This window comes from Catenulispora yoronensis (assembly GCF_039531695.1).
In the GTDB taxonomy this organism is placed as follows: domain Bacteria; phylum Actinomycetota; class Actinomycetes; order Streptomycetales; family Catenulisporaceae; genus Catenulispora; species Catenulispora yoronensis.
Genome location: NZ_BAAAQN010000011.1, coordinates 36,905 through 60,967, shown reverse-complemented (window position 1 = coordinate 60,967; position 24,063 = coordinate 36,905). Strand labels below are relative to the sequence as shown.

Below are 24,063 nucleotides of genomic sequence, written 5' to 3'. Positions count from 1 at the left end.
CGCCCTTTCGAGTGAAATCCGCGCGAAAGGTGTCGATCCTCGAGAACACGGCGAGGGGCGGCCCCGAGGACCCGCCAGGGATCCTCGGAACCGCCCCGAAGCGCGTCGCGCGAACCGTCAGCCCGCGTTCACGCAGGCATTGCCGAGCGCCTGGTCCAGAATGCCGATGATGCTCACGGTGTTGCCGCACAGGTTCACCGGGATGTGCACCGGGACCTGGATGTTGTTGCCCGACACGACGCCGGGCGAGTCCTGGGCGGAACCGTGGGCGGTCGAGTCGGCGCTGGCCAGGCCGGCCCCGGCCATCACCAGACCGCCGGTGGCGGCGACGAGCGCGGCGATCTTCTTGGTGTTCAGCACTGGTACTTCCTCCTGTGTAGCGGCGGCACCGATCACGTGCCGCTCGTCCGGAGAAACGACGAGTGCTCGCTGGGCGAAACGCGCGGACCACACCGATCAGCCGATCTGGTGAAGGTACGACTTCGGAACAGTCGGTGCCGCGGCTTCGAGACTTCCTCAGACCCCCAGCACCGACGGGTCGCTCGCGAGCGCCGCCAGCGCCGCGGCCGGGTTCGGCACCAGCTTGCGCGCCTTCAGGTCCAGCACGCCGCCGACCAGCACGATCTCGGCGCAGACGGTGCCGTCGTCCTTGATGATCTGCTGCTTGAACTGGAAGACCTTGCCCTCGGTCCAGCCGGGCTCGCAGGTGACCCGCACCTCGTCGCCGCCGCGGAGCTCGCGCAGGTACTTGATGGTGGCCTCCAGCACCACCGGGCCGATGCCGCTCTCGACCAGCTCGTTCTGCTGGATGCCGGCGGCGCGCAGCAGCTCCCAGCGGGCGTGCTCGGAGTACTGGAGGTAGACGGCCTGGTTGAGGTGGCCCTGGGTGTCGAGTTCGTAGCCGCGGACGGTGACCGGGACCGAGAAGACCATGGTCGTCTCCATGAGTTCGTCAGAGTTCGTCAGAAAAGGTGTTCAGGGGCGACCCCGGGGGCCGCCCCTGACATGTTACCCGTCGGTAGCTCAGTATGGCTTCCGCAGCCCCTCGACCACGGCGGTCGGCACGTCCAGCACGATCGAGTGGTACTGCACGATCGGCGCCACGATCGCCTCGCGCGGCCCCTCCAGCCACTCCGGGCTGGAGTAGAACGCGTCCTGCTGCTCGGCCAGCTGCTCCAGCGAGGCGAAGCCGCGCATCAGCACCGCCTCCTCGTCGGCGTCCTCGTTGTAGAGCGAGGGCCCGGCGGCCACCACGTCGATACCCGCCTTGAGCAGCAGCGGGATCGCCTCCTCGGTCATCGCGCGCAGGAACTCCTCGCGCGTGCCCGGATGCAGGCGGTAGGTACGGATCTCAAGAATCATTCGGCATCCCCGTAATCATTCGGCATCCCCGTCGTCAGGTCCCTCCAGTCACATGGTCAACTCCGGCGTCCCGTGACGAGTTCCTTGGGCGGCCGGCTCGCTCTGGGTCAGGAACCGCTGCCCGGCCAGCTGGATCAGCACCGCGGACCCGACGCCGGCCACCGCGGTCACGGCCGCCGCGCCCAGGCTCGCGTGGTCCACCACGAATCCGGTGATCGCCGAACCGGTCGCGGCGCCGACGCTGAACAGCGTTATCAGCCAGGCGAACGCCTCGGTGGCGGTCCCGGCCGGCGCCAGTTCGCCGGTGAGCATGAACAGCACGGTCAGCGACGGCGCGAAGCACACCCCGGAGAGCACCATGGCCACCACCATCAGCGGCGGCGCGGGAACGAACAACAGCAGCGCGTAGGAGACGCCGAGGCCGACGCGCAGCCACAGCAGCTGGCTCGGCGGCGAGCCGCGCCAGGTGCGCGCGCCGTAGGCCAGCGCACCGAGCAGCGAGCCGAAGGCGTTGATCGCCATCAGCGTGCCGGCCCCGCCTGGGAAGCGGTGGTGCTCGGCGTAGTCGACCAGGAACACGTTCAACGTCCCGATGGCGACACCGAGACCGATCAGCGAGGCCAGCAGCACCACCAGCCCGGGGCTGCGCAGCGGCCCGAGCCAGTGCGTCTCCCGCGACTCCGGTCGCCACTCCCGCACCGGCCGCGCCGTCACGACGACCAACACGCCGACCACACCGAGCACCGCCCCCAGCCACAACGCCGCGACCGGCGAGGCCCACGCCACACACCCGGCCACCACCAACGGCCCGGAGACGAAGATCAGCTCCTGCGCGGCCGAGTCCAGCGCATAGGCGGAGGCCAACTTGTCGGCGGACACCAGCGAGGGCCACAGGATCCGGATGCACGGCTCCAACGGCGGCGCGGCAGCCCCGGCAAGCACGACGCCGACCAGCACCGCGACCCGGTCACCAGGCGCCAGCGCGAGAACCGCGAACCCGAGCCCGGAACCGACAGCCGCCGGAACCAGGACCTTGACCTGCCCGACCCGGTCCACCAGCCGCCCCAGCACCGGCCCCCCGACGGCGGCCGAGACGGCGAGCGCCCCGGAGGCCAGCCCGACGAAGCCGTAGTCCAGACCGGAACGCCGCAACGCCAGCGGAATCATCAGAATCGCCATCCCACCGGGCAGACGCCCGACGAGCGACCCGGCGAGCAGCCGGGCGAGGAACGGCAGACGGAGCAGAGCGAGGTAGCCCAAGGGAGTTCCTTGTGTCCGGACGGCCGAACGAATCTTCTTGCGGCGTTCGGGGCAGGCGTCGCCTACGCCTGGCATGCTCTCACATGGGGTGGTAGGGAGCGCTAGTGGGTTTGAGGGGTGACGGGGGTGCGTTGACGGGAGTGCGCTGCGACTCGGGCGGTGGGTCGGCTCACCGACTCACTGGCCCGCCGACCCACTGGCCCATCAACTCGCTGGCCTACCTACTCGCCGGCTACCGGGTGGTGCGTTGACTGATTGGTGAATTGGTCGGTGGGTTGGTTACTCCCCAAGCTCCGTCTCAGCCTTCGCATGGATCGCATGCCACGCCCGCTGCGGGCCGTCGTCGGCCCAGGTGTCCAGGATCTCCCGCGCCGCGGCCTCGTCCGGTGCGGCCAGCAGGACGTCGCGGAGGCCGGTGAGTACGGTGGTGTCGGTCTCCAGGGAGCCCTCGCTGCAGCACTTGCAGTGGAACTTGAGGCTGTCGACCGGTTCCATGGCCAGGTCGTGGTCGCTGAAGGCGTCGCTGAGGGCGCGCATGTCGGCCTCGTCGGGGGCTGTCAGCTGGGCCCGCCAGGTCGGTGTGTCCGAGGGCTGCCACAGTGCGAGTTCGTCGAAGACCGGGTAGGAGTGCTCGCCGACGTGGCGCTCGCCGTTGGGGGCGCCGTCGTGGACGACGATCTCGCCGAAGCGGCGGTCGGTGAAGGGGACGGACAGGACGCGGCCGCGGGTCGGGCAGATGCGGCGTACCCACACCACCTCGGCGTCGCCCTCGGGGTCGAGCCGGACGCAGGCCATGCCGAAGCCGTCCTGGATCTCGCCCTCGCCGGGCGCCAGGGTGATGCCGAAGCCGGCCCACGCCTGCCGCGCGGTCTCCCAGTCGCGCACCATCGTCGCGGCGATGCCCAGGTTCCAGTAGGCGGGCTCGCCCTCGCCGTCGCCGGCCCGCGCCGCGGCCTGCTTGCCGATCTCGTAGGCTTTGTCCCAGTTCCGCAGGAACTTGTGATACAGCGCGGCGTCGAACCACAGCACGGGGCTGAACTCGGTATCGGGGAACACTTCGAGGAACTCCTCGTAGCAGGCCGCGGCCACGGCCCAGTCTTCTGCTTCGGCGGCCGCCTCCCCCCGCTCCAGCAACGCCACCGCTTCCTCGCGGGTCAGCCGCGCCTCACCCATGAGCCACCCCATGATCCCGATTGCCGAAGCCGTCAGCCTAGCGGCCCGTGCCCACGGCGCAACCAGGACTTGCCCTGCACTTTGCCGTCCCGTCGGGTATTGGTCCCGAACCGTCGCGGGAAACGCCTGCCCGGGCATACGATTCCGACGCCCGTGCGGGCACTTCGGGAAACCCGGACCGACCAGAGGCTGCGATGACGACCCCTTCCGTTCCTTCCTCCACCCCGCCGGAATCCGGGGACTGGTCCACCGAGCACCGGCCGGAAGTGCTGTTCGCGCGGCCCGAGGTCCAGGCCATGGTGGCCGCCTGCGTCCAGAACGCGCGCAGTTCCATGAGCGCTGAGGAGTTCCTGGCGCGGGCGGCGTCCATCATGCCGCGGCCGTACGGGAAGGCCATGCTGCGCGGCGCGGATCGCGGACGCCGGGCGGGGCTGCGCCTGGGCTTGAAGACCGAGAAGACGCAGAGTGCGGAATTCACGGCCCCGATCGGCCATGTCAGCGCCGCGATCCTGTGCTCGCTGGCCCGCAACTCGCAGCCGGTGACCGCCTTCGAGCAGCGGGAGGACGGCGCCGCCCTCACCGCCGAGATCCCTTCGGACCGCAAGACCTTCGGCGGGACCCTGACGATCGAGATCCGCCGCGACGGGACCGGCACCGGCGTGGCCGGGACCGCGGTGATCGCGGGGCAGATCTACGACTGGGGCGTCTGCAAGAAGACGCTGGCCACCCTCTTCGCCGACATACCGGCACTGCTTGTTGCCTAGTTGACGTGGTGTTTCATATTTGTCGATTTGCTGCCTAGTTGCCGCCCTCACCGGAAGTCCCGGGCCTTGCGCGGCACCCCCGCCCGCAACGGCTCGATCCGCCCCGCCACGACGTTCACCGCCCCGTCCGTCCGCTCCAGCGTCCCGTGGATCAGCAGCGCGCCGTGCCCGAGGGCGACCCGGCGCTGCCGCTCCCACACCGGCGCCGGGCAGATCACGTTGATCAGGCCGGTCTCGTCCTCCAGCCCGAGGAAGCAGGTGCCGTGCGCGGTCGGCGGCCGCTGCCGGTGCGTGACCAGCCCGGCGACCCGCACCAGGCTGCGGTTGCGGGTGGTCCGCAGCTGCTCGGCCGGGATCACGCCGCGCAGCGCCAGGCGGGCCCGCAGGTGGCCGATCGGGTGGTCGGCGGGGGTGGTGCCGGTGGCCCACAGGTCGGCCAGCGTGGTCTCCACCGGGGTGAGCGGGTCCAGCTCCGGCACCGCGGTGCCGGGCGCGGTGCCCGGCAGGTGCCCGGCGGTGGTGCCGGCCAGCGCCCCGGCGGTCCACAGCGCCTCGCGCCGGTCCAGCCCGAAGCAGCCGAACGCCCCGGCGGTGGCCAGCGCCTCCAGCACCGGCCGGGACAGGCCGGTGCGCACGATGAAGTCCTCCAGACCGGCGAACGGCCCGCCGGCCGCCCGCTCGGCGACGACCGCCTCGGCCACGTCGTCGCCGAGGTCGCGCACGCTGGACAGCCCCTGCCGGATGGCCGGCTGCGGGATCGGCGAGGCGTGCCGGTGCCGGTGCCGGGACGCGCGGGGCGCGGCGGGCTCCGGCTCCCCCTCCCGCTCCGCCTCCTGCAACGTCGCCTTGGCCCCGGAGGCGTTCACATCGACCCGCAGCACCCGCACCCCGTGCCGCCGCACATCGGTGATCAGCGAACCCGGGCTGTAGAAGCCCATCGGCTGGTTGTTCAGCAGCGCGGCGGTGAACGCCGCCGGGTAGTACCGCTTCAGGTAGCAGCTGCACCACACGATGTAGGCCATCGACACCGAGTGCGACTCGGGGAACCCGTAGCCGGAGAAGGCGTGCAGCTTGGCGTAGATGTCCTCGGCGACCTCCGGGGTGATGCCGCGCTCGGCCATCCCGGCCAGCAGCCGCTCCTTGAGCTCGGCCATCCGCTCCGGCGAGCGCTTGGAGCCCATGGCCTGCCGCAGCCGGTCGGCCTCGGCGGCGCTGAACCCGGCCGCCGCGATCGCCATCTGCATCGCCTGCTCCTGGAACAGCACCACGCCCAGCGTCCGCCGCAGCACCGGCTCCAGGCTCTCGTGCGGGTAGGCCACCTCCTCGTCGCCGTTGCGCCGCCGCAGGTAGGGGTGCACCGCGCCGCCCTGGATCGGCCCGGGCCGGATCAGCGCCACCTCGACCACCAGGTCGTAGAAGGTCTTGGGCCGGAGCCGGGGCAGCGTCGACATCTGGGCCCGGGACTCGATCTGGAACACCCCGACGGTGTCCGCGTCCTGGATCATCGCGTAGACCGCGTCGGCCTCGGGGTGGCCGTCCTGCGGCAGCTCGTGCAGGCCCAGGCGGCGGCCGTGGTGCTCGGCGATCAGGTCCAGCGCGTCGTGGATCGCCCCGAGCATGCCCAGGCCCAGCAGGTCGAACTTGACCAGCCCGGCGGCGGCGCAGTCGTCCTTGTCCCACTGCAGCACGGTGCGGCCCTCGCGGCGGGCCCACTCGATCGGCACCACCTGGGCCAGCGGCCGGTCCACGATCACCATGCCGCCGTTGTGGATGCCCAGGTGCCGGGGCCGCCGCTGGAGCTGCCCGGCCAGCTCCAGCACCTGCTCCGGGATCTCCTCGGAGCCGTCCGGCGCGCTCTCGTGCGGCCCGACGGTGCCGGCCCAGGCGTCCACGGTGCCCGGGGAGTAGCCCAGCACCCGCGCCGAGTCGCGCAGCGCCAGCCGGGCCCGGTAGGTGACCACGTTGCAGACCATGGCGGCGCGGTCGCGGCCGTACTTCTCGTAGACGTGCTGGATCACCTCCTCGCGGCGCCCGGCCTCGATGTCGACGTCGATGTCCGGCGGGCCGTCGCGCACCGGGGACAGGAAGCGCTCGAAGACCAGGCCGTGCCGGACCGAGTCGACGCTGGTGATGCCCAGGGCGAAGCAGACCGCGCTGTTGGCGGCCGAGCCGCGGCCCTGGGCCAGGATGCCCTGCTCCCGGCAGAACTCGGCGATGTCGTAGACGATGAGGAAGTAGCCGGGGAACTTGAGCTGCTCGATGACGTCGAGCTCATAGGCGAGCTGCCGGTAGGCCTCGCGGTTGTCCGCCTCCGGGCCGTAGCGCAGCGCCGCCCCCCGATAGGTCAGGTGCCGGAGCCAGCCGGCCTCGGTCTGCCCGGCCGGCACCGGGTAGTCCGGCAGCCGCGGCTTGACGGTGTCGAAGTCGAAGGCGTGGTCGGCGGCCAGATCGGCGCTGAAGGCGACGGCCGGGCCGAACTCGCGCTCGGGGAAGCGGGCCAGCATCTCCGCGCCGCTGCGCAGGTAGGCGGTGGGCGCGCCGGGCAGCCAGCCGTCCATCTCGGCCAGGGTGCGGCGGGCCCGCAGCGCGGCCATCGCGGTGTGCAGGCGGTAGTCGGCCGGGCGGGCGTAGTGGACGTTGCCGGTGGCCACGGTCGGCAGCCCGTGCCGGCCCGCCAGCCCGGCCAGCAGCCGGTTGCGGGCGTCGTCCAGCGGCTGGTCGTGGTCGGTGAGCTCGACCACCACCCGGTCCCGGCCGAACAGCTCCAGCAGCCGGCGCAGCTCGGCGTCGGCGGCCGCGACGCCGGCCCCGGTCAGGCCGTGCCGCTCCAGCGCCTGGCGGACGGTGCCCTTGCGGCAGCCGGTGAGGACGGTCCAGTGGCCCCTGCCGTGCTCGTCGACGGCCGCCCGGGCCAGGTCGTCGAGGTCGTACACCGGCCGCCCCTTCTCCTGCCCGGCCAGCTGCGCCTTGCCGATGGCCGCGGACAGCCGCCGGTAGCCCTCGGCCCCGCGGGCCAGCACCAGCAGGTGGCTGCCGGCCGGGTCGGCGGCCCCGGTGCGGGCGGCGGTCAGCTCCAGGGACAGCTCGGCGCCGAACACCGTGGCCAGCTCGGCGTCCTCGGCGGCCTGCTTGTACTGCATGGCGCCGGCGAAGCCGTCGTGGTCGGTGACGGCCAGACCGTGCAGGCCCAGGCGGGCCGCCTCGGCGACCAGCTCGGCGGGGCTGGAGGCGCCGTCGAGGAAGGAGAAGTGGGAGTGGGCGTGCAGCTCGGCGTAGCGGGGGTCGAGCTTGGCGGTGCGGCGCGGGCCCGGCGCGGCACCGGGGACGGATTCGGGGACGGCTGGCACGGCCTCGCCGTAGCGGCCCCAAGTAAGGCGCTTCTCCAGTTCGCGCCATGGGATGACCGGGTTGAAGGTGCCGCCGCCGTGGCGGGTGCCGGCGTCGAAGGTACCCATCAGTCGTACACCGCCTCGATCAGCCAGGCGCCGTCCTGCACGGCCAGCAGCCAGGCCCGGCCGTCGTCGGTGACGGCCTGGAAGCGGGCCCGCCGCACCGCCGCCCCCGGCTCCCACCAGCGCTCGGCCAGCGGCCACGGCCCGGCCCAGGCCAGGATCCGCAGCCGCTCGCCGGTCCCGGGGACGGTCAGCTCGGCCGGCGGCGCGGAGACCAGGAGCCGCCCGGAGACCGCGACCGGGGCGCCGGTCCGGTCGGTGACGACGGCCGGGCGGGGCCGGCGGGGGACGTCGGCCGGGGCCGGGGCGGGCAGCGCGGCCGGCCAGGGCGCGGCCTCGGCCCGATCCGGCGGCAGATCGCCGTAGGGAGTGCGGACACCCTGGTCCAGGGGGGTGCGGCCGCCCCGGTCGGCGGGCAGGGTGACGGCGTTGGGGCCGTACATGGCCTGCAGGCGCTCGGCGGCGCGGGCGATGCGGTCCGGGGCCTCGTCGGCGCCCCACAGGCCGGGCTGGACGCCGAGGGCCGGAGTGAGGTGGTCGGGGATCAGCCGGAGGCGGGTGATGCCTTGGTCGGCGGGGTGGTCGGCGGGATGCTCGGTGGAGTTCCTTTGAAGCTGGATCTGCCAGCCGGACAGCTGCCAGCGCACCCGCTCGGCAACGGCAGTGCTCGACAACAGGCCCTCGTGCCGCCACAACCGGTAGGAGACCTCGGGTGCGCCCGCCGCGCCCGCCGCGCCCGCCGCGCCGGACACGCCCGCCGCGCCCGCCGTCCCGTGGATCTCCACCGCCACCCGCACGCACGCGACACCGGACTGCGCCAGCACCGCGTGCAGCTCGTCGGCGAGCGCCTTGGCGGCGAACACGATCCGCTCGGAGCCGTCGGCGGGCGGGTCGAACACCGTCTCCACCGTCAGGTCCGGGCCTTGCCGCAGCGGCGCCGGGGGCCGGGCGTCGAGCCCGCGGGCCAGCCGGTGCGCCGCCACCCCGGCGGCCCCGAACCGGCCGGCCACCGCGTCGGCCGGCAGCTCGGCCAGCCTGCCCAGCGTCCGCACGCCGAGCCGGGCCAGCGGCTCGTCCAGCTCCGGCAGCTCCAGCACCGGGACCGGGAACGCGGCCAGGAACTCCGCGGTGCGTCCGGCCACCACCCGGGTGTCGCTGCGCGCGGCCAGCGCCGCGGCGAACACCCCGTCGGCCACCCCCACGCCGGCCCCGACCCCGAGCTCCCCGATCCGGTCCCGGATCCCCCGCACCACCAGGTCCTCGCCCCCGAAGTAGCGCGCGGGGGCGTCCATCGGCAGCGCCGCCAGCCCCGGCCGCACGACCTCGAACCGCGGCGTGTACTCGGCCAGCACCCCGAGCACCGGCTCGAAGGCCCGCGCCTCGGCCGCCTCGTCCCGCGCGTGCACCACCAGCCCCGGCGCCAGCCGCTGGGCGTCCCGCACCCGCTGCCCCCGCCGCACCCCCTCGGCGCGCGCCGCGAACGAGCAGGCGACGACCACGTTCTTGACGACCACCGCCGCCGCGGTGTCCGGATCCGCGCCGACCGCCACCACCGGCCAGTCCGGACACCAGACCGCCAGCGCGCGATCGGGGACGGCGGACATGACGGTGGCTCTTTTCCTCGGGCGGACGACGGGTCGTCAGGGTTCATCAAGATTCATCAGAGTTCATCAGGCTGTTGATTCAGTGCGGCTCACGCGCTCCAGAGGCGCACCACCTCGCCGCCGTCGCGGATCTCCGCCGATATCCCGCCGAAGCCCTGGCGGTCGGTGGTTCCGGCGGTCCCGGTGCTCCCGGCGGTCTCGGCGACCCATTCGCGAACCGCGCCGTCCGCGGCGGGCAGCCACAGCCGGGCCGTACGCTCGCGCCCCGCCGCACCCCGTCCGTCGACGGCGACGGTGACGCGGCGGCCGGTGAGGTGCCCGGTCCCGGCCCCGAGGCCGGACCAGACCGACTCGGTCAGTCGCAGCCGAACATCCGCCCCGGGCCACTCGCCGGCGACCAGCAGCACCGCACCCCGCTGCCGGGCAGTACGACGGATGCGGGCACCGATGCGACGGACATGTTCGCCACTGGGCCGGCGCGGCGGCCGCACCAACACCACATCCACCGCGCCGGCCAGGACGTTCACCGCCTCGGCCCACCGCTCGCCCGGCTCGTCCACCATCAGGAAGCGCCCGAGGTCGGCCCCCATCCCCGAAGCGGCCGCGATCCCGAACCCGGGCAGGCCCACCACCCCGCACCACGCCCCACCCGCCGAAGCCCCGGCCGCCAACGCCAACGCCAGATAGCTGGGCGCCTCCCCCCACGCCCGCACCCGGTCCTGCACCGCCACGACCCCGCCACGCCGCAGGACCCCGCCGGGCAGGACGGCACGCAGAGCGGGCAACGCGGGCACGTCGGGAGCCTCCGCCACGCCGCCACCCCGAGCCGCCGCTTCGCGAACGGCTGTCCCGCCGCCGGCAGCACCAGCGACAGCACCAGCAACGGCACTAGCAACGGCGGCACCGTCAGCAGCACCAACAGCACCGCCGACGGCACCAGCTACGGCGCCTCCGCCGCCGCGCAACCCGACCCCGACTCCGCCTCCGACCCCGCCTCCGACCCCGCCTCTCGCTCCGGCTCCCACCCCGGCCCCGCCCACCGACTCCCCGAGCAGCACCCGCAACCGCGCGACCTCCGCCGCCCGCTCCTGCTCCGAACGCCTCCGCACCCCGCGCCCCGTGCCCTCCTCATCGAACATCTGCGCGATCGCTGCCACGCGGCCATACTCGAAGTTTTGTTCTAAGGTGTCAACCGGTGAGCGACTGCACCCCACATCGCAGCGCCACCGCCACCTCCCGTAGTCGGAAAATTCCGGCTTCGGCAGCCGCCGGGTTCGCAGTCGCGGTCGACCGGCTACCGTTCCTGCATGCAGATTGGCGAACTGATCGGCTCCGGGCTCGACGCGGACGTCTACGCCCTCGACGACTCCTGGGTCCTGCGCCGGACCCGTGACCGCCGGGCCCAGACCCGGGAGGCCGCGGTGATGGCTCATTTGCACGCGCATGGCTATCCGGTACCCGAGGTGCGTGCCGACGGCGGGCCGCCCGAGGACCTGGTGATGCGGCGGGTGGCCGGGCCCACGCTGTTGGAGGCGGGGATCGCCGGGGAGGTGGACTTCGGGCGGGGCGGGGCGATCCTGGCCGATCTGCTGGTGCGGTTGCACACGGTGCCGGTGCAGGAGAGCGAGGATGAGGCTCGGAGCTCCGACCCCGTCGCCATACTCCACCTCGACCTGCACCCCATGAACGTCATCCTCACCGCCGACGGCCCCGTGGTCATCGACTGGACCAACACCCGCCAGGGCGACCCCGCGCTGGACTGGGCCATGTCGGCCCTGATCCTGGCCCAGGTCGCGCTCGACGGCTCGGATCTGTCGCGGCCCGCCGACGATCTGCTGACCGCCCTGCTCGCGCACCGTCCGGAGACGGTCGTGCTCGACGCCGCCGCCGTGGCCGGCGCGCACGCCCAGCGGGCGGACAATCCGCACGACGTGCACCGGTATCTCGACGAGGCCGTCAGCCTGGTGATCGCCCGCGCCGGGTGAAAGGATCCGAGGGCATCGAGCCGCCCCTCCTGGAAAGGCCACCGCCGTGAAAGCCTGGCAGGTCCCCGTCCACGGCGAGCCCGCCGACGTCCTGCGCGCCGCCGACGTCCCGGTCCCGGTGCCCGGGCCGGGGCAGGTGCTGGTCCGGGTCCGGGTCCGGGCCGCGGCGCTGAACTTCCCCGACGTCCTGATGTGCCGCGGGCAGTACCAGGTGCAGCCGCCTCTGCCCTACACCCCGGGCGTGGAGCTGTGCGGGGAGGTGGCCGACAGCGGGGAGCGGATCGTCGGGATGCCGGTCCTGCCGCACGGCGCCCTGGCCGAGTACACCGTGGTGGAGGCGGACGCCGCGTTCCCGGCCCCGGACGCGCTCGACGACGCCGAGGCCGCCGGGTTCCTGCTCGCCTACCAGACCGGCTGGTTCGGCCTGCACCGGCGCGCCCGCCTGCAACCCGGCGAGACGCTGCTGGTGCACGCCGCGGCCGGCGGGGTGGGCAGCGCGGCGGTCCAGCTCGGCACGGCCGCCGGGGCCCGGGTGATCGCGGTGGTCGGCGGCCCGGCGAAGGCCGAGGCGGCCCGGGCGCTGGGCGCCGACGTCGTCGTGGACCGCCGCGAGCAGGACTTCGTCGCCGCCGTGAAGGACGCCACCGGCGGCCGCGGCGCGGACGTGGTCTACGACCCGGTCGGCGGCGCCGCGTATCAGGGCTCGACGAAGTGCGTCGCCTTCGAGGGCCGGATCGTGGTGGTCGGCTTCGCCGGCGGCACCATCCCGGCCCCGGCGCTGAACCACGCCCTGGTGAAGAACTACTCCATCCTGGGCCTGCACTGGGGCCTGTACCGGACCCAGGACCCGGCGGCGGTCGCCGCCTGCCACCGCGAGCTGACCCGGCTGGCCGCGGCCGGCACCATCAGGACCCTGATCGGCGAGCGGCTGCCGTTCGACGCCGCCCCGGCCGGGCTGGCCCGGCTGGCCGCCGGCGAGGCGGTGGGCCGGCTGGTGGTTCTGCCTTAGGGCCGGCGCCGAGACTCCTCGCCGCCGGCCCGCGTCAAGCGCTCCGCCGCGTCGACGTCGACTTCGTCGCGGGCTTCTTCCGCGTCGACGCGCTGTGCCGATCGGTGGTCTTCGCGGCGGCGCGCGCCCCCTTCGCCGCCCGCTTCGGGGTCGCAGAACTCTTCGATGCCGAAGAAGAGGAGGAAGAAGAGGAGGAGGAGGAGGAACTCTTCTTCGCCGCCGCTGTCTTCTTCGCGGCGGCTGTGGCCTTCGCCGTCTTCTTCGCCGGTTCGGCTTCCTCCTCCCCCGCGCCCCGCGTCCGCTTCGCCGCCTCCACGCTCGCCTTCAGCGCCGCCATCAGGTCGATCACCTGCGCCCCGCCCTCGGCCGGCGCCGGCGGCGTCACCACCTCGCGCCCGGCCACCTTGGCCTCGATGACCTCCTCCAGCGCCTCGCGGTAGGTGTCGTGGTAGTCCTCGGGATGGAAGTCGGAGCTGAGCGAGTCGATCAGGAGTTCGGCCATCTTCAGCTCGGCGGCCTTGGGCTCGGCCTTGGCGTCCTTGCCCAGGAAGTCGAAGTCGGGCTCGCGGATCTCGTCGGACCACAGCATGGTCTCCAGGACCAGCACCCCGTCGCGGACCCGCAGCGCGGCCAGGCTCTCCCGCTCCCGCATCGCGAAGCGCACCACCGCCACCCGTCCGGAGGAGTCCATCGCGTCGCGCAGCAGCGCGTAGGGCCGCACCCCGAGCTTGTCCGGGGCCAGGTAGTAGGACTTCGAATACATGATCGGGTCGATCTGCTCCTCCGGCACGAACGACTCGACCGAGATGGTCTTGGCGATCGCCTCCGGCAGCCCTTCGAGGTCCTCGCCGGTGAGCACCACCACGTCGCCGTCGGGGAGCTGGTAACCCTTGGCGACGTCGGACAGCGGCACCTCCTCGCCGTCCAGCTCGCACACCCGCTTCTGCCGCACCCGGCCGCCGTCGGCGGCGTGCACCTGGTGGAACCCGACGCGTTTCTCCTCGGTGGCGCCGTACATCTTCACCGGTACCGTCACCATCCCGAAGGAGATCACTCCGCTCCAGATCGCCCGCATGCCCCGACGCTAATTCGGATCATCCGGACTCGCACCACCAGCGCCGGCAGGTTGTCATGGAGCGGTGGCACGCGGACCTGCGGAGAAACCGGACCGGCTGCGGGAGTACCGCGCCAAGCGCGACGCCGCCCGCACGCCCGAACCAGTCCCGCCCGAACCCGCCCCGGACGAAAGCGCCGCGTCCGTATCCGCCCCGCCGAAGGCGCCGGCCCGGACCTCCGACGCGCCGAGCTTCGTGGTCCAGGAGCACCGCGCAAGCGCCCTGCACTGGGACTTCCGCCTGGAGCACGACGGCGTCCTGGTCTCCTGGGCACTGCCGAAGGGCGTCCCCACCGACTCCCGGCACGACCACCGGGCAGTGCGCACCGAGGACCACCCGATGGAGTACGCCGACTTCACCGGGCGGATCCCGGCCGGCGAATACGGCGCCGGCACGGTGGCCACCTACGACCGCGGCCGCTACCAGCCCCTGAAGTGGGCCGACGACGAGGTCAAGGTCGACCTGGCCGGCGAACGCCTCACCGGCCGCTACACCCTGTTCCGCACCGACCGCGCCCACAGCACCGACAGCACCGCCAGCGGCGGCGACGCCGACTGGATGATCCACCGCGAGAAAGGCCAAGACCCCGAGCTCGCCCCGGTCCCGGACTCCCTGCGCCCGATGCTCGCGGTCCCGGGCCCGGCCCCGGCCGACCCGGGCTGGGCCGCCGAGTTCAAGTGGGACGGCATCAGGGCCCTGTGCCGGATCGAGGGCGGCCGGGCCCGGCTGCGCTCCCGCAACGGCAACGACGTCACCGACAGCTACCCGGAGCTCAAGGCGCTGGCCAAGACGGTCAGCAGCGCGCGGCTGCTGCTCGACGGGGAGATCATCGCGCTGGACGAGGCCGGCCGGGTCAGCTTCGCCGCGCTCCAGGCCCGGTTCGGCGCCACCGGCTCCGAGGCGCTGCGCCTGTCCCGCACCACCCCGGTCTCCTACCTGGTCTTCGACCTGCTGCACCTGGACGGCCGGGACACCGTGGACCTGCCCTACACGGCCCGCCGCGAGCTGCTGGAGTCGCTGGAGCTGTCCGGGCCGAACTGGCAGACGCCGCCGGCCTTCCCCGACACCCCGGTGGCGGACGTGCTCGCGGCGGCGCGCGCCGCCGGGCTGGAGGGCGTCGTCACCAAGCGCCTGGACTCGCCCTACCGGCCCGGGACCCGGTCGCCGGCCTGGCGGAAGGTGAAGCTCACCGCGTCGCAGTCGGTGGTGGTCGGCGGCTACACGCCGTTGAAGCGGCAGGGCGCGGCCGCCGGCCGGCCGCCGCGCGGGCTCGGCGGGATCGGCGGGATCGGCGGGATCGGCGGGATCGGCGGGATCGGCGCGCTGCTGCTCGGCGTGCCCGACGGCGCCGGGCGGCTGCGCTACGTGGGCAAGGTCGGCAGCGGCTTCACCGAGCACGACCGCCGGGTGCTGCTGGAGGCCCTGGCGGAGCTCGCGGTACCGGAGAGCCCGTTCGCCACCGCGGTGGACGCCGCCGACGCGCGGGTGGCCACCTGGGTGCGGCCCGCGGTGGTGGCGGAGGTGACGTTCGGCGAGTGGACGCCGAAGGGACGGCTGCGGCATCCGGTGTTCAAGGGCGTGCGGCCGGACAAGGAAGCCTCGGAGGTGGCCCGTGAGCCCTGATCCCCGCTCCTCGGCGGCGCAGACCGTCGAGATCGACGGCCGCAAGGTGAAGCTGACGAACTTGGACAAGGTGCTGTTTCCGGAGACGGGGTTCACCAAGGGCGAGGTGCTGGACTACTACGCGCGGATCGCGCCGGCGATGCTGCCGCACCTGGCCGACCGGCCGGCCACCCTCATCCGCCACCCGGACGGCGTGGACGCCGCGGGGTTCTTCGCCAAGCACGCCCCGGCGCACCGCCCGGACTGGGTGCGCACCGCCTCGATCGCCGCGACCAGTTCCGGCAAGCACGTGGAGTACCTCCTCATCGACGACCTGTCCTCGCTGATGTGGGCGGCGAACCTGGCGGCGATCGAGTTCCACGTGCCGCAGTGGCACGCGGCCGACCCGGCGCACCACGACCTGCTGGTGCTGGACCTGGACCCGGGGGCGCCGGCCACCGTGCTGGACTGCGTCACCGTCGCCTTCGCCGCCCGGGAGCTGCTCGCCTCGCACGGGATGGAGCTGATCGCGAAGACCTCCGGCGGCAAGGGCCTGCACCTGTACGCGCCGCTGTCGCGGGTCCCGGCCGCGCAGGCCCGGGAGCTGGCCCGCACCATCGCGCTGGGGCTGGAGGCGCGGCTGCCGGAGCTGGTGGTGTCGAACATGGCCAAGCGGGAGCGGCCCGGCAAGGTGTTCCTGGACTGGTCGCAGAACACGCACGCCAAGACCACGGTGGCGCCGTACTCGCTGCGGGCCCGGCCGCGGCCGACCGTGTCCACGCCGGTGACCTGGGAGCAGCTGGCGGCCGCGGGGGTCCCGGAGGACCTGGTCTTCGGCCCGCCGGCGGCGCTGGCCCAGGTGGCCGAGCACGGCGACCTACTATCGGCGTTGTGAATCAGACTCCGGATATACCCAGGGCCCTGCTGCTCGACTCCGGCGGGGTGCTGATGCGCCCGATCGGCGGCCGGTGGAACCCGCGCGCCGACTTCGAGCCGACGGTGCGGGCGCACGCGCCGCACGTCACCGCCGAGCAGCTGGCCGAGGCGGTCGCGGCCGGGGACCGGTACCTGGCCGCCCGGCCCGCCGGCTCCGGCACCCCGGACCGGGACGAGTACCACCGCGCGCTGCTGGCCCGGATCGGCGTGCCGGCCACCGCGGAGCTGCTGGCCGCGCTGGTCCGGGAGGTGCCGCCGGCCAGTGTGCTGGAGACCTTCCCGGAGGTGATCCCGACGCTGGACGCGCTGCGGGCCCGGGGCGTGCCGATGGCCGTGGTGTCCGACGCCTGGCCGGACCTGCCGGACCTGCACGCCGCCCTGGGCCTGCACGACTTCTTCGACGCCTACGCCATCTCGGCGGTGCTGGGCTGCACCAAGCCGGACCCGCGGATGTACCGGCACGCCAGCGAGGCGCTGGGGCTGACGCCGGAGGAGTGCCTGTTCGTGGACGACGACCCGGAGCTGGTCGCGGCGGCGATCGCGCTGGGGTACCAGGGGCGCGCGATGGTGCGGGAGCCGGAGGCCGGTGGGAACAGCGCGGCCGGCGGGAAGGGCCCGGCCGGCTCAGGCGTGCTTGCCATCAGCTCCTTGAGCGAGCTGCTGGCGCTGGTCTGAGGGCGTCTGAGAGCGTCTGAGGGCGGGGCGTACGCGCCCCGAACGCAAAGGAGCGGGGCGGGCGCCAATGTCGTGCGCCCGCCCCGCGTTCAGAGACGTTCAGTGGTCCCAGTGTGCGCCAGGATCCGCTCACGCGCACGGCGTGGTGGCGCTCACCCCGTTGATCGTGCCGGTGGCCGCCACGCACAGGTCCCGACCGAAGATCATCGGGGTCCACAGCACGGTGCCCTTGCCGGTGGCGGTCATCTTCGCGCCGTCGTGGCGGGTGGCGGTGGCCGTCAGGTGCGCGGTGCCGCCGCCGGCGACCGTCACCCGGGCCCAGTTGTTGCCGCAGAACGGCGACCAGCGCAGCTCCACGGTGCCGATCTGCTTGCCGTTGCTCATGATCGGCGTGGTGCGGATGGAGCGGGCCTGGTCGGTGGTGGAACAGCCGGTGGTCTGCGGGTCCTTGCCGTTGCAGCCCTTGTTGCTGCAACTGGCCGGCGGCGGCTTGGACGGCGTGTGGCAGTCCGCGTAGGCCACCAGCGGTGCGCTGGCCAGAGCGACCGTGCCGAGCCCGACGCCGATGCGGGAGACGATCCGACGAGAGAACATGACTCCCCCTCGGGGGGATCAGAAGGCGCCGTCGCGGCGGGAAGACCCGTCGACCCGAAGGCGACGCCTGGTGCCGAAGCACCGTGGCCATCGTCGCCCGCCGGGGCGCGCAGGAGCGCCCCGGCGCCGCACCGCTTGCGCCGTTCGGGGGACCGGCGACGCTGCGGTCCGGCTCACCCGCGCGGGCGGCTCCGCCGCAGGTTGAACCGTCAATGATCGATCTCGGGGCACCGGGTCCCGGTGTAGATCGTCGGCATGCACCGGTTGCAGTGGATGCAGCGGGAGGGCGCGGCCGGATCGGCGGCGAGGCGGTTCACCAGGTCCGGTTCGCGCAACAGGGCCCGGGCCATGGCGACGTACTGGAAGCCGGCGGCCATCGCGCGGTCCATGGTCGCCCGGGTGGTGACGCCGCCGAGCAGGATCAGCGGCAGGTCGAGGACGGCCCGGAAGCGCACGGCGCGGTCCATCAGATAAGTGTCCTGATACGGGTAGGCGCGCAGGAACTTCTTGCCGAACCAGCGGATTCCCAGCCGCTGCGGCAGCGGGAAGGCCGCGGCGAACTCGCGCAGCGGGACGTCCCCGGTGAACAGGTACATCGGGTTCATCAGGGAGCTGCCGGCCGTCAGCTCCAGGGCGTCGAGCGCGCCGTCCTCCTGAAGCCAGCGGGCGACTTGCAGGCTGTCCTCCAGGCGCAGGCCGCCGGGGTAGCCGTCCTCCATGTTCAGCTTCGCGGTGACGGCGACGCGGCCGCCGACCTCGGCCCGGACCGCGCGGGCCAGCCCGCGGGCGACCCTGGCGCGGTTGGCCAGGCTGCCGCCGTAGGCGTCGGTGCGCGGATTCAGGCGCGGGGACAGGAAGGCGCTGGCGAAGTAGTTGTGGCCCAGGTGGATCTCGACGGAGTCGAAGCCTGATTCCACCGCCAGGCGGGCGGCGCGGGCGTGGGCGGCGGTGATCCGGTCGATGTCGGCGGCGGTGGCGGCCCGGGTGCGGCGCATGCTGATCGGATTGAGCATCGGCGCGCAGGACAGCGCGGGGGCGCCGTTGGAGCGGGCGTCGGCGACCGGGCCGGCGTGGCCGATCTGGGCCGCGGCCGCCGCGCCCTCGGCGTGTACGGCGTCGGTGAGCCGGCGCAGGCCCGGGACGGCCTCGGGGCGCCAGTGGATCTGCCGGCGCTCGGTGCGGCCCTCCGGGGAGACGGCCAGGTAGGCGACGGTGGTCATGCCGACGCCGCCGGCCGCCGGACGGCGGTGGTAGTCGATGAGGGCGTCGGTGACCAGGCCTTCAGGAGTGGCGCCTTCGAAGGTGGCGGCCTTGATGACGCGGTTGCGCAGACGCAGGGGGCCGAGCGTGGCGGGGGCCAGGACGTCAGGGGCCGTCGAAGGGTCGGAGGGCATCGTCACTGCGCGGACCCTAGGACGGCCGCCGCCAAGATGCCAGTGCCACTCACGGCTGCCGCCCACGGCTGCTGCCCGCGACTGCCACCCCGGCGGGATAAGCGTTCTGCGAGCCCTGGAAGAAATCGATCATCCCCAGTAGCCTTCGAGACCGTGGCATACGGGGATCGCGGGCACGAGGATGACGACGACCGGCAGCGCCGCACCCAGCGACGCAACCCGCAACGCAGCTCGCAACACACCCTGCAACGCAGCCCGCAGAACGCCTCGCAAAGCAGCCCGCAAAGCGCCTCGCACCACACCCCGCAACGCCGGCCGCGGCGCCTCCAGCGACTCCTGCGCCCGCGCCCGCTCCGGTTCCTGCTGCCGCTGCGGTTACGGCTGCCGGCCCGCCGCGCCCCGGATCCGCGCTGGGTGGCCGGCCTCGGCATCGGCCTGGCCGCGGTCCTCGGCCTGGGCTGGATGGGCCGCAGCGTCGCGCCGTACTGGCCGAACTTCGCGCTGAACACCGCCGCCGACCTGATCGGGGCGGTGTTCACCATCTACGTGATCACCCCGATCATCGAGCGGGCCGGCCAGGGCGGCGTCCGCGAGCACGCCGAGCTGGACTATTCGCAGTTCCTGGACAACGCCGCGCGCGCCACCAGCGTGGTGCGGATCCTGGACACCTACTCCAACCTGCTCTCCGAGCCGCACGCGGAGCGCTTCGAGACCGTGGTCTGCGACGCCCTGGCCCGCGGGGTGTCGGTCCGGGTGCTGCTGATCAACCCCACGACGCTGGCCGCCGAGCAGCGCGAGCTGGAACTGGGCCACGCCGACGAGCTGCGCCCGATGCTGGAGCAGAACCTGGCGACGGTGGCCCGCATCCACCGCTCCTTCGAGCAGGAGGGCGGCCCGCGCGGCCGGGGCACCGCCGCGGACTTCCAGGTCCGGCTGTACTCCTCCGGCCCGGACGTGACGATGTACCGGTGGGACGACCGCGCGCTGGTGTCGTTCTACCCGGTCGGCACCCTGTCCGGCCGCTCCACTCAGCTGGAAGTCGCCGTCGACACCCCGCTGGGCGCCTTCGTGAACAACCGCTTCCAGGCCGTCTGGCGCGCCGCCGCCCCGCACCAGGCCCTGACCCCGGTCACGGTCGCCGACGACCGCATCGAGCGCACCTACCTGGTCCGCTTCGTCGACCTCGAGGACGGCCGCTACGTCGCCTCCCGCCGCGTCCAGCGCTTCCTGCGCCGCGCCGTGGGCGAGGTGAGCGCCAGCAACGACGGCCTGACCTTCCGGCTGGAGGCGGCCGACCGCACGGTGCTGGGCCCGCGGCTGGACACGGCGTTCCGGACGGTCTACGGGGAGATCCCGGAGACCGCCTACTTGTTGTTGCGCGGCTGAGCTCCGCGGCTTACCTCTGCTGCTTACCTCCGCGGCCGATCACGACCCGGCACCCGTCACGACACAGCACCGGCTCCGGACGGAAGGCCGCGTTCCCACCCCGGGTCGGATAGCGTCGGTCCGTGCAGCACACCACGGTCGGCCGCGCTGTCGGGAGCCGCTTCCAGGCCCTGGGGCCGAACCGGCTCGACGAGATCGCCGCGAAGTTCGGGATCGGCGCCGACCTGCGCGAGAGCGTCCGCCTGTTCTCCCTGGTCCTGCCGTTCCGGGTGAACGAGTACGTCCTGGGCGAGCTGATCGACTGGACCGCCCCGGACGCCGACCCGATCTTCCACCTCTTCTTCCCGCAGCCCGGGATGCTCGACGCGGACCAGGAGCGGCGGCTGGCCGCGGCCCGGGACGGCGGCGACCGCGCGCGGCTGGCGCAAGAGGTCGCGCGGATCCGGGCCGGGATGAACCCGCACCCGGAGCACCAGCTGGACCTGAACGTCCCGCACGACGCCGAGGGCCCGCTGCCCGGCGTGCAGCACAAGTACGAACAGACGCTGCTGTACTTCCCCGCGGCCGGACAGACCTGCCACGCCTACTGCACCTACTGCTTCCGGTGGGCGCAGTTCGTCGGCGAGCCGGAGCAGCGCTTCTCGGCGGCCGACCCGGCGCGCGCCGTCGGCTATCTGCGGCGGCATCCCGAGATCACCGACGTGCTGGTCACCGGCGGGGACCCGATGGTGATGTCGGCCGAGCGGCTGCGGCGGCACCTGGAGCCGTTCCTGGCGGTGGAGTCGGTGCAGACCCTGCGGATCGGCACCAAGTCGGTGGCCAGCTGGCCGCACCGGTATGTCGACGACCACGACGCGGACGCCACGCTGCGGCTGTTCGAGCAGGTGGTGGCGGCCGGCAAGACGCTGGCGGTGATGGCGCACCTGAGCCACCCGGTGGAGCTGGAGCCGGCGGTGGCGCGCGCCGCGCTGGGCCGGATCCGGGACACCGGCGCGGTGCTCTACTGCCAGGCCCCGATGATCGGCCGGGTGAACGACGACGCGGCGGTGTGGGCCCGGCTGTGGCGGGCCGAGCTGCGCGCGGGGGCGGTGCCGTACTACATGTTCGTGGCCCGCGACACCGGGCCGCGGGACTACTTCAAGGTGCCGCTGGCCCGGTCCGCGGAGATCTTCCGGGACGCCTACAGCACGCTGCCGGGGCTGGCGCGCACCGTGCGCGGCCCGGTGATGTCCACGACCGGCGGGAAGATCGTGGTGGACGGCGTGGCCGAGGAGCCCGGCGGCGGCGCGTTCTTCGAGCTGCGCTACGTGCAGGCACGCGATCCCCGGCTGGTGGGGCGGCCGTTCCGGGCCGTCCACTCCCCCGGCGCGGCCTGGATCGACGACCTCGAACTCGCGCCCGGAACGCCGGCGGATCTGCGGGCCGCGGTCGAGGCCGGGCGGGGTGGCGGGCAGGGCGTCGGCACCGCCGGTGACGACTGGGACACGAATCAGGGCCCGACCGGGAACGCGTGATCGACCGGCCCCCACCCGTCCCCTACGCTGGGGCGATGAACAATCCCACAGCCAAGCCCTACGCCGGGGCCACCTCGGCCACGGTCCGCGAATTGAACCTGCGGACGGTGTGGGGCCTGATCGGGGCCAGCGCGCCGATCTCGCGGGCGGAGATCTCGCGGGCGACCGGGATCTCCAAGCCGACGGTGTCGGCGGTGCTGGAGGATCTGCTGCAGATCGGGCTGGTCGCCGAGACCGCCGACGACTCGCGCGGCTTCACCTACGGCGCGGTGTTCTTCAAGCCGCGGCCGGAGGCGGCCTACGCGGTGGCGTTCGACGTGGGCGCGCGGCGGCTGCGCGGGGCGCTGGCCGGGCTGGACGGCGCCGAGGTGGTGCGGCTGGACGCCGAGGTGGACAAGCTGGACGCGCCGGGGATGGTGACGGCGGCGGTGCGGCTGGCGCGGGAGCTGGCCGAGGCCGCCGGGGTGCCGCAGTCCTCGGTGCGGCACGCGGTGATCGGCGTGCCGGGGGTCGTGGACCGGCGCGACGGCCGGGTGCGGCAGGCCGCGAACGTGACCGGCATGGAGGGCTTCGCCGCCCAGGAGCAGTTCAGCGCCGCGCTCGGCATGCCGGTGACGGTCGAGAACGACATCCACCTGGCCGCGCACGGCGAGTACGCCCGCGGCTGCGGCGGCAGCGCCGACAGCTTCCTGTTCCTGTCCATCGGGACCGGCGTCGGCGCGGGCCTGGTCCTCGGAGGCCACCTGCACCGCGGCTTCAAGGGCGCGGCCGGCGAGCTCGACGACGCCTTCGAGCCCGAATACACCGACAACGCCGACGGCACCCGCGAGTCCTCGGTCCCCACCGGCACCGACCCCTGCGCCCCGGCCCTGATGCAGTACGCGGCCCGCAAACTGCCCGGCGAGCCGGAACCCACGCCGGAGCGGGTCTTCGAACTGGCCCGGGCCGGCGACCCGGCGGCCCTGGACGTGGCCCACGAGGAGGCCCGCCGGATCGCCAACTACGTCGCCGTCGCCGCGGCGGTGGTCGACGTGGAACTGGTCGTCCTCGGCGGCGGCATCGGCCTGAACGGCGACCTGCTGCTGGCCCCGGTCGCCGAACACCTGGCCGCGCGCCTGCCCTACCCGCCACGCCTGGAGACCTCGGCGCTGGGCAGCGGGGCGGTACTGGCCGGGGCGGCGTCGCTGGGCGCCTCGCTGACGGTGGAGCAGTTGATCCGGGAGTACTTCGGGTAGCGATCTGCCGGGGGGCGGCCTGATCAAACTCGACGCCTGGACAAGGCCGGGCTGGTCAACGTCGGCCTGGTCGAAGCCGACCTGGACAAAGCCGGGCTGATCGAAAGGGGCCAGTACAGCGCCGCGTTGGTCTTGCGGGGGTCAGGTGTGGGGCAACGCTTGGGGATGCGATCGCTCGGTACTATCGTGTCCGCATGGTCACAGTTCGACCAGCGGCCGCAGGCGACGTTGCGGCCTTGAGCACGGCACTGGCGCAAGCCTTCGCGAGCGAGACGACGCTGAGTTGGCTGTTGCCGCAGCGGACCCGACGGACTGCACGTCGCAAGCAGATGTTCAGGCTGGAATTGCAGACCTACGTGCTGCCGCAGGACGGTCTCGTGTTCGCCGCCGACGCCGGCCGCGACGGCCTGGTCGGCGGATGCGTCGCGCTGCCGCCGGACCGGTGGCAGATGCCTAAAACGGTGGACGGGCGGACAGCGGCGCGGTGGCTGTGGACACTCGGAACACGGCTGCCCCGCTCGCTCCGCGCCCTACAGGCGCTCGAGGAGCACCACCCCACCGAGCCGCACTACTACATCCGTTGGATCGGCGTCCGGTCCGGACTGCGGGGGCAGGGGCTCGGCAGCGCGCTGATGCGGCCGACGCTCGACCGCTGCGACGGCGAACAGATGCCGGCGTACCTGGAGGCCAGCAGCGAGCGGAGCGCGGCGCTCTACGAGCGGCTCGGGTTCGTCCACCTTGGTGCTCTGGAGCTGCCCGAGGGCGGTCCACGATTGTGGCCGATGCGACGGCCGCCCGGCGGCTGAGCCCGCCACCAGACCCCACGGACTGGAAGATGATCAGCAGGTCAACAGGCTGATCTCCAGGTGGGGCCAAGGTGCTGACCAGCCTGACCTGGTCGAAACCAGCCAGGTCAAAAACCGGCCTGGGCAAAGCCGGGCTGGGCAAGGCGGTCCAGCCTTCCCCGGGCGGCCAACAAATGGGCTTCGGCCCCTGAGTCAGC

At 73.4% G+C, this 24,063-nt stretch carries 21 protein-coding genes; 10 read left to right on the top strand and 11 right to left on the bottom strand.

What is annotated here, in order from left to right:
• Positions 1-117: 117 nt before the first annotated feature.
• The 5 genes from ABD481_RS11980 to ABD481_RS11960 all read right to left on the bottom strand — a co-directional run bounded on the left by ABD481_RS11980 (position 118) and on the right by ABD481_RS11960 (position 3,795).
• Positions 118-306 (bottom strand): chaplin, encoded by a 189-nt coding sequence (locus ABD481_RS11980; RefSeq protein WP_344665744.1) that lies wholly within the window; start codon positions 304-306, stop codon positions 118-120.
• A 210-nt stretch (positions 307-516) separates the two neighbouring features.
• On the bottom strand, positions 517-933 hold the full coding sequence (locus ABD481_RS11975; protein ID WP_344665743.1) for an acyl-CoA thioesterase: 417 nt from the start codon (positions 931-933) through the stop codon (positions 517-519).
• 90 nt (positions 934-1,023) lie between these two features.
• Complete coding sequence (locus ABD481_RS11970; RefSeq protein WP_344665665.1) at positions 1,024-1,362, bottom strand: NIPSNAP family protein; 339 nt, start codon at positions 1,360-1,362, stop codon at positions 1,024-1,026.
• 48 nt (positions 1,363-1,410) lie between these two features.
• The gene (locus ABD481_RS11965; RefSeq protein WP_344665664.1) at positions 1,411-2,622 is read right to left on the bottom strand and encodes an MFS transporter; all 1,212 of its coding nucleotides are present in this window, start codon (positions 2,620-2,622) and stop codon (positions 1,411-1,413) included.
• Positions 2,623-2,901: 279 nt separating this feature from the next.
• Positions 2,902-3,795, bottom strand: coding sequence for a tetratricopeptide repeat protein (locus tag ABD481_RS11960; RefSeq protein WP_344665663.1), 894 nt, complete (start codon positions 3,793-3,795; stop codon positions 2,902-2,904).
• Positions 3,796-3,989: 194 nt separating this feature from the next.
• Between ABD481_RS11960 and ABD481_RS11955 the strand changes: the two genes are divergently transcribed.
• The gene (locus ABD481_RS11955) at positions 3,990-4,559 is read left to right on the top strand and encodes a hypothetical protein (protein WP_344665662.1); all 570 of its coding nucleotides are present in this window, start codon (positions 3,990-3,992) and stop codon (positions 4,557-4,559) included.
• 47 nt (positions 4,560-4,606) lie between these two features.
• On the opposite strand, the gene ABD481_RS11950 is transcribed toward ABD481_RS11955, so the two are convergent.
• The 3 genes from ABD481_RS11950 to ABD481_RS11940 form a co-directional block, all read right to left on the bottom strand.
• Complete coding sequence (locus tag ABD481_RS11950) at positions 4,607-8,014, bottom strand: error-prone DNA polymerase (RefSeq protein WP_344665661.1); 3,408 nt, start codon at positions 8,012-8,014, stop codon at positions 4,607-4,609.
• Positions 8,014-9,615, bottom strand: a complete 1,602-nt coding sequence (locus ABD481_RS11945) for a Y-family DNA polymerase (RefSeq protein ID WP_344665660.1) — start codon at positions 9,613-9,615, stop codon at positions 8,014-8,016. Before ABD481_RS11945 ends, ABD481_RS11950 begins: the two co-directional genes overlap by 1 nt.
• 89 nt (positions 9,616-9,704) lie before the next feature.
• Positions 9,705-10,772, bottom strand: a complete 1,068-nt coding sequence (locus tag ABD481_RS11940; RefSeq protein WP_344665659.1) for a hypothetical protein — start codon at positions 10,770-10,772, stop codon at positions 9,705-9,707.
• A 150-nt stretch (positions 10,773-10,922) separates the two neighbouring features.
• Here ABD481_RS11940 and ABD481_RS11935 point away from each other — a divergent pair, with 150 nt between their 5' ends.
• Both ABD481_RS11935 and ABD481_RS11930 read left to right on the top strand, forming a co-directional pair.
• On the top strand, positions 10,923-11,600 hold the full coding sequence (locus tag ABD481_RS11935; RefSeq protein WP_344665658.1) for a phosphotransferase family protein: 678 nt from the start codon (positions 10,923-10,925) through the stop codon (positions 11,598-11,600).
• 46 nt (positions 11,601-11,646) lie between these two features.
• Positions 11,647-12,609, top strand: a complete 963-nt coding sequence (locus ABD481_RS11930) for an NADPH:quinone oxidoreductase family protein (RefSeq protein ID WP_344665657.1) — start codon at positions 11,647-11,649, stop codon at positions 12,607-12,609.
• A 34-nt stretch (positions 12,610-12,643) separates the two neighbouring features.
• Here ABD481_RS11930 and ku read toward each other — a convergent pair whose 3' ends face one another.
• Positions 12,644-13,684: a non-homologous end joining protein Ku gene (gene ku / locus ABD481_RS11925; protein WP_344665656.1), complete on the bottom strand. Its 1,041-nt coding sequence runs from the start codon at positions 13,682-13,684 to the stop codon at positions 12,644-12,646.
• A gap of 64 nt (positions 13,685-13,748) precedes the next feature.
• On the opposite strand from ku, the gene ABD481_RS11920 reads away from it, so the two are divergent.
• Genes ABD481_RS11920 through ABD481_RS11910 form a run of 3 tightly spaced genes read left to right on the top strand, consistent with a single transcriptional unit; the run spans position 13,749 to position 16,937 of the window.
• Positions 13,749-15,347 carry a DNA polymerase ligase N-terminal domain-containing protein gene (locus ABD481_RS11920; RefSeq protein WP_344665655.1) on the top strand — a complete coding sequence of 533 codons (1,599 nt, stop codon included), beginning with the start codon at positions 13,749-13,751 and terminating at the stop codon, positions 15,345-15,347.
• The gene (gene ligD / locus ABD481_RS11915) at positions 15,337-16,221 is read left to right on the top strand and encodes a non-homologous end-joining DNA ligase (protein WP_344665654.1); all 885 of its coding nucleotides are present in this window, start codon (positions 15,337-15,339) and stop codon (positions 16,219-16,221) included. Before ABD481_RS11920 ends, ligD begins: the two co-directional genes overlap by 11 nt.
• Positions 16,218-16,937, top strand: a complete 720-nt coding sequence (locus tag ABD481_RS11910) for an HAD family hydrolase (protein WP_344665653.1) — start codon at positions 16,218-16,220, stop codon at positions 16,935-16,937. Before ligD ends, ABD481_RS11910 begins: the two co-directional genes overlap by 4 nt.
• A gap of 129 nt (positions 16,938-17,066) precedes the next feature.
• Here ABD481_RS11910 and ABD481_RS11905 read toward each other — a convergent pair whose 3' ends face one another.
• Positions 17,067-17,531: a DUF2690 domain-containing protein gene (locus ABD481_RS11905; protein WP_344665652.1), complete on the bottom strand. Its 465-nt coding sequence runs from the start codon at positions 17,529-17,531 to the stop codon at positions 17,067-17,069.
• 209 nt (positions 17,532-17,740) lie between these two features.
• On the bottom strand, positions 17,741-18,925 hold the full coding sequence (locus ABD481_RS11900; protein WP_344665742.1) for an NADH:flavin oxidoreductase: 1,185 nt from the start codon (positions 18,923-18,925) through the stop codon (positions 17,741-17,743).
• 153 nt (positions 18,926-19,078) lie between these two features.
• Between ABD481_RS11900 and ABD481_RS11895 the strand changes: the two genes are divergently transcribed.
• The 4 genes from ABD481_RS11895 to ABD481_RS11880 all read left to right on the top strand — a co-directional run bounded on the left by ABD481_RS11895 (position 19,079) and on the right by ABD481_RS11880 (position 23,866).
• The gene (locus ABD481_RS11895; protein ID WP_344665651.1) at positions 19,079-20,311 is read left to right on the top strand and encodes a hypothetical protein; all 1,233 of its coding nucleotides are present in this window, start codon (positions 19,079-19,081) and stop codon (positions 20,309-20,311) included.
• Positions 20,312-20,433: 122 nt separating this feature from the next.
• Positions 20,434-21,825 carry a KamA family radical SAM protein gene (locus ABD481_RS11890; protein WP_344665650.1) on the top strand — a complete coding sequence of 464 codons (1,392 nt, stop codon included), beginning with the start codon at positions 20,434-20,436 and terminating at the stop codon, positions 21,823-21,825.
• A 35-nt stretch (positions 21,826-21,860) separates the two neighbouring features.
• A complete protein-coding gene (locus ABD481_RS11885) occupies positions 21,861-23,060 on the top strand; it encodes an ROK family transcriptional regulator (RefSeq protein WP_344665649.1) in 1,200 nt (399 codons plus the stop codon).
• 236 nt (positions 23,061-23,296) lie between these two features.
• Positions 23,297-23,866, top strand: coding sequence for a GNAT family N-acetyltransferase (locus ABD481_RS11880; protein WP_344665648.1), 570 nt, complete (start codon positions 23,297-23,299; stop codon positions 23,864-23,866).
• The last annotated feature ends 197 nt before the right edge of the window (positions 23,867-24,063 follow it).

Coding starts and splice junctions, on each gene's coding strand:
- ABD481_RS11905 (WP_344665652.1), bottom strand. CDS start 17,531: ATGTTCTCTCGTCGGATCGTCTCCCGCATCGGCGTCGGGCTCGGCACG.
- ABD481_RS11955 (WP_344665662.1), top strand. CDS start 3,990: ATGACGACCCCTTCCGTTCCTTCCTCCACCCCGCCGGAATCCGGGGAC.
- ABD481_RS11945 (WP_344665660.1), bottom strand. CDS start 9,615: ATGTCCGCCGTCCCCGATCGCGCGCTGGCGGTCTGGTGTCCGGACTGG.
- ABD481_RS11970 (WP_344665665.1), bottom strand. CDS start 1,362: ATGATTCTTGAGATCCGTACCTACCGCCTGCATCCGGGCACGCGCGAG.
- ABD481_RS11885 (WP_344665649.1), top strand. CDS start 21,861: ATGAACAATCCCACAGCCAAGCCCTACGCCGGGGCCACCTCGGCCACG.
- ABD481_RS11935 (WP_344665658.1), top strand. CDS start 10,923: ATGCAGATTGGCGAACTGATCGGCTCCGGGCTCGACGCGGACGTCTAC.
- ABD481_RS11900 (WP_344665742.1), bottom strand. CDS start 18,925: ATGCCCTCCGACCCTTCGACGGCCCCTGACGTCCTGGCCCCCGCCACG.
- ABD481_RS11950 (WP_344665661.1), bottom strand. CDS start 8,014: ATGGGTACCTTCGACGCCGGCACCCGCCACGGCGGCGGCACCTTCAAC.
- ABD481_RS11975 (WP_344665743.1), bottom strand. CDS start 933: ATGGTCTTCTCGGTCCCGGTCACCGTCCGCGGCTACGAACTCGACACC.
- ku (WP_344665656.1), bottom strand. CDS start 13,684: ATGCGGGCGATCTGGAGCGGAGTGATCTCCTTCGGGATGGTGACGGTA.
- ABD481_RS11980 (WP_344665744.1), bottom strand. CDS start 306: ATGGCCGGGGCCGGCCTGGCCAGCGCCGACTCGACCGCCCACGGTTCC.
- ABD481_RS11960 (WP_344665663.1), bottom strand. CDS start 3,795: ATGGGTGAGGCGCGGCTGACCCGCGAGGAAGCGGTGGCGTTGCTGGAG.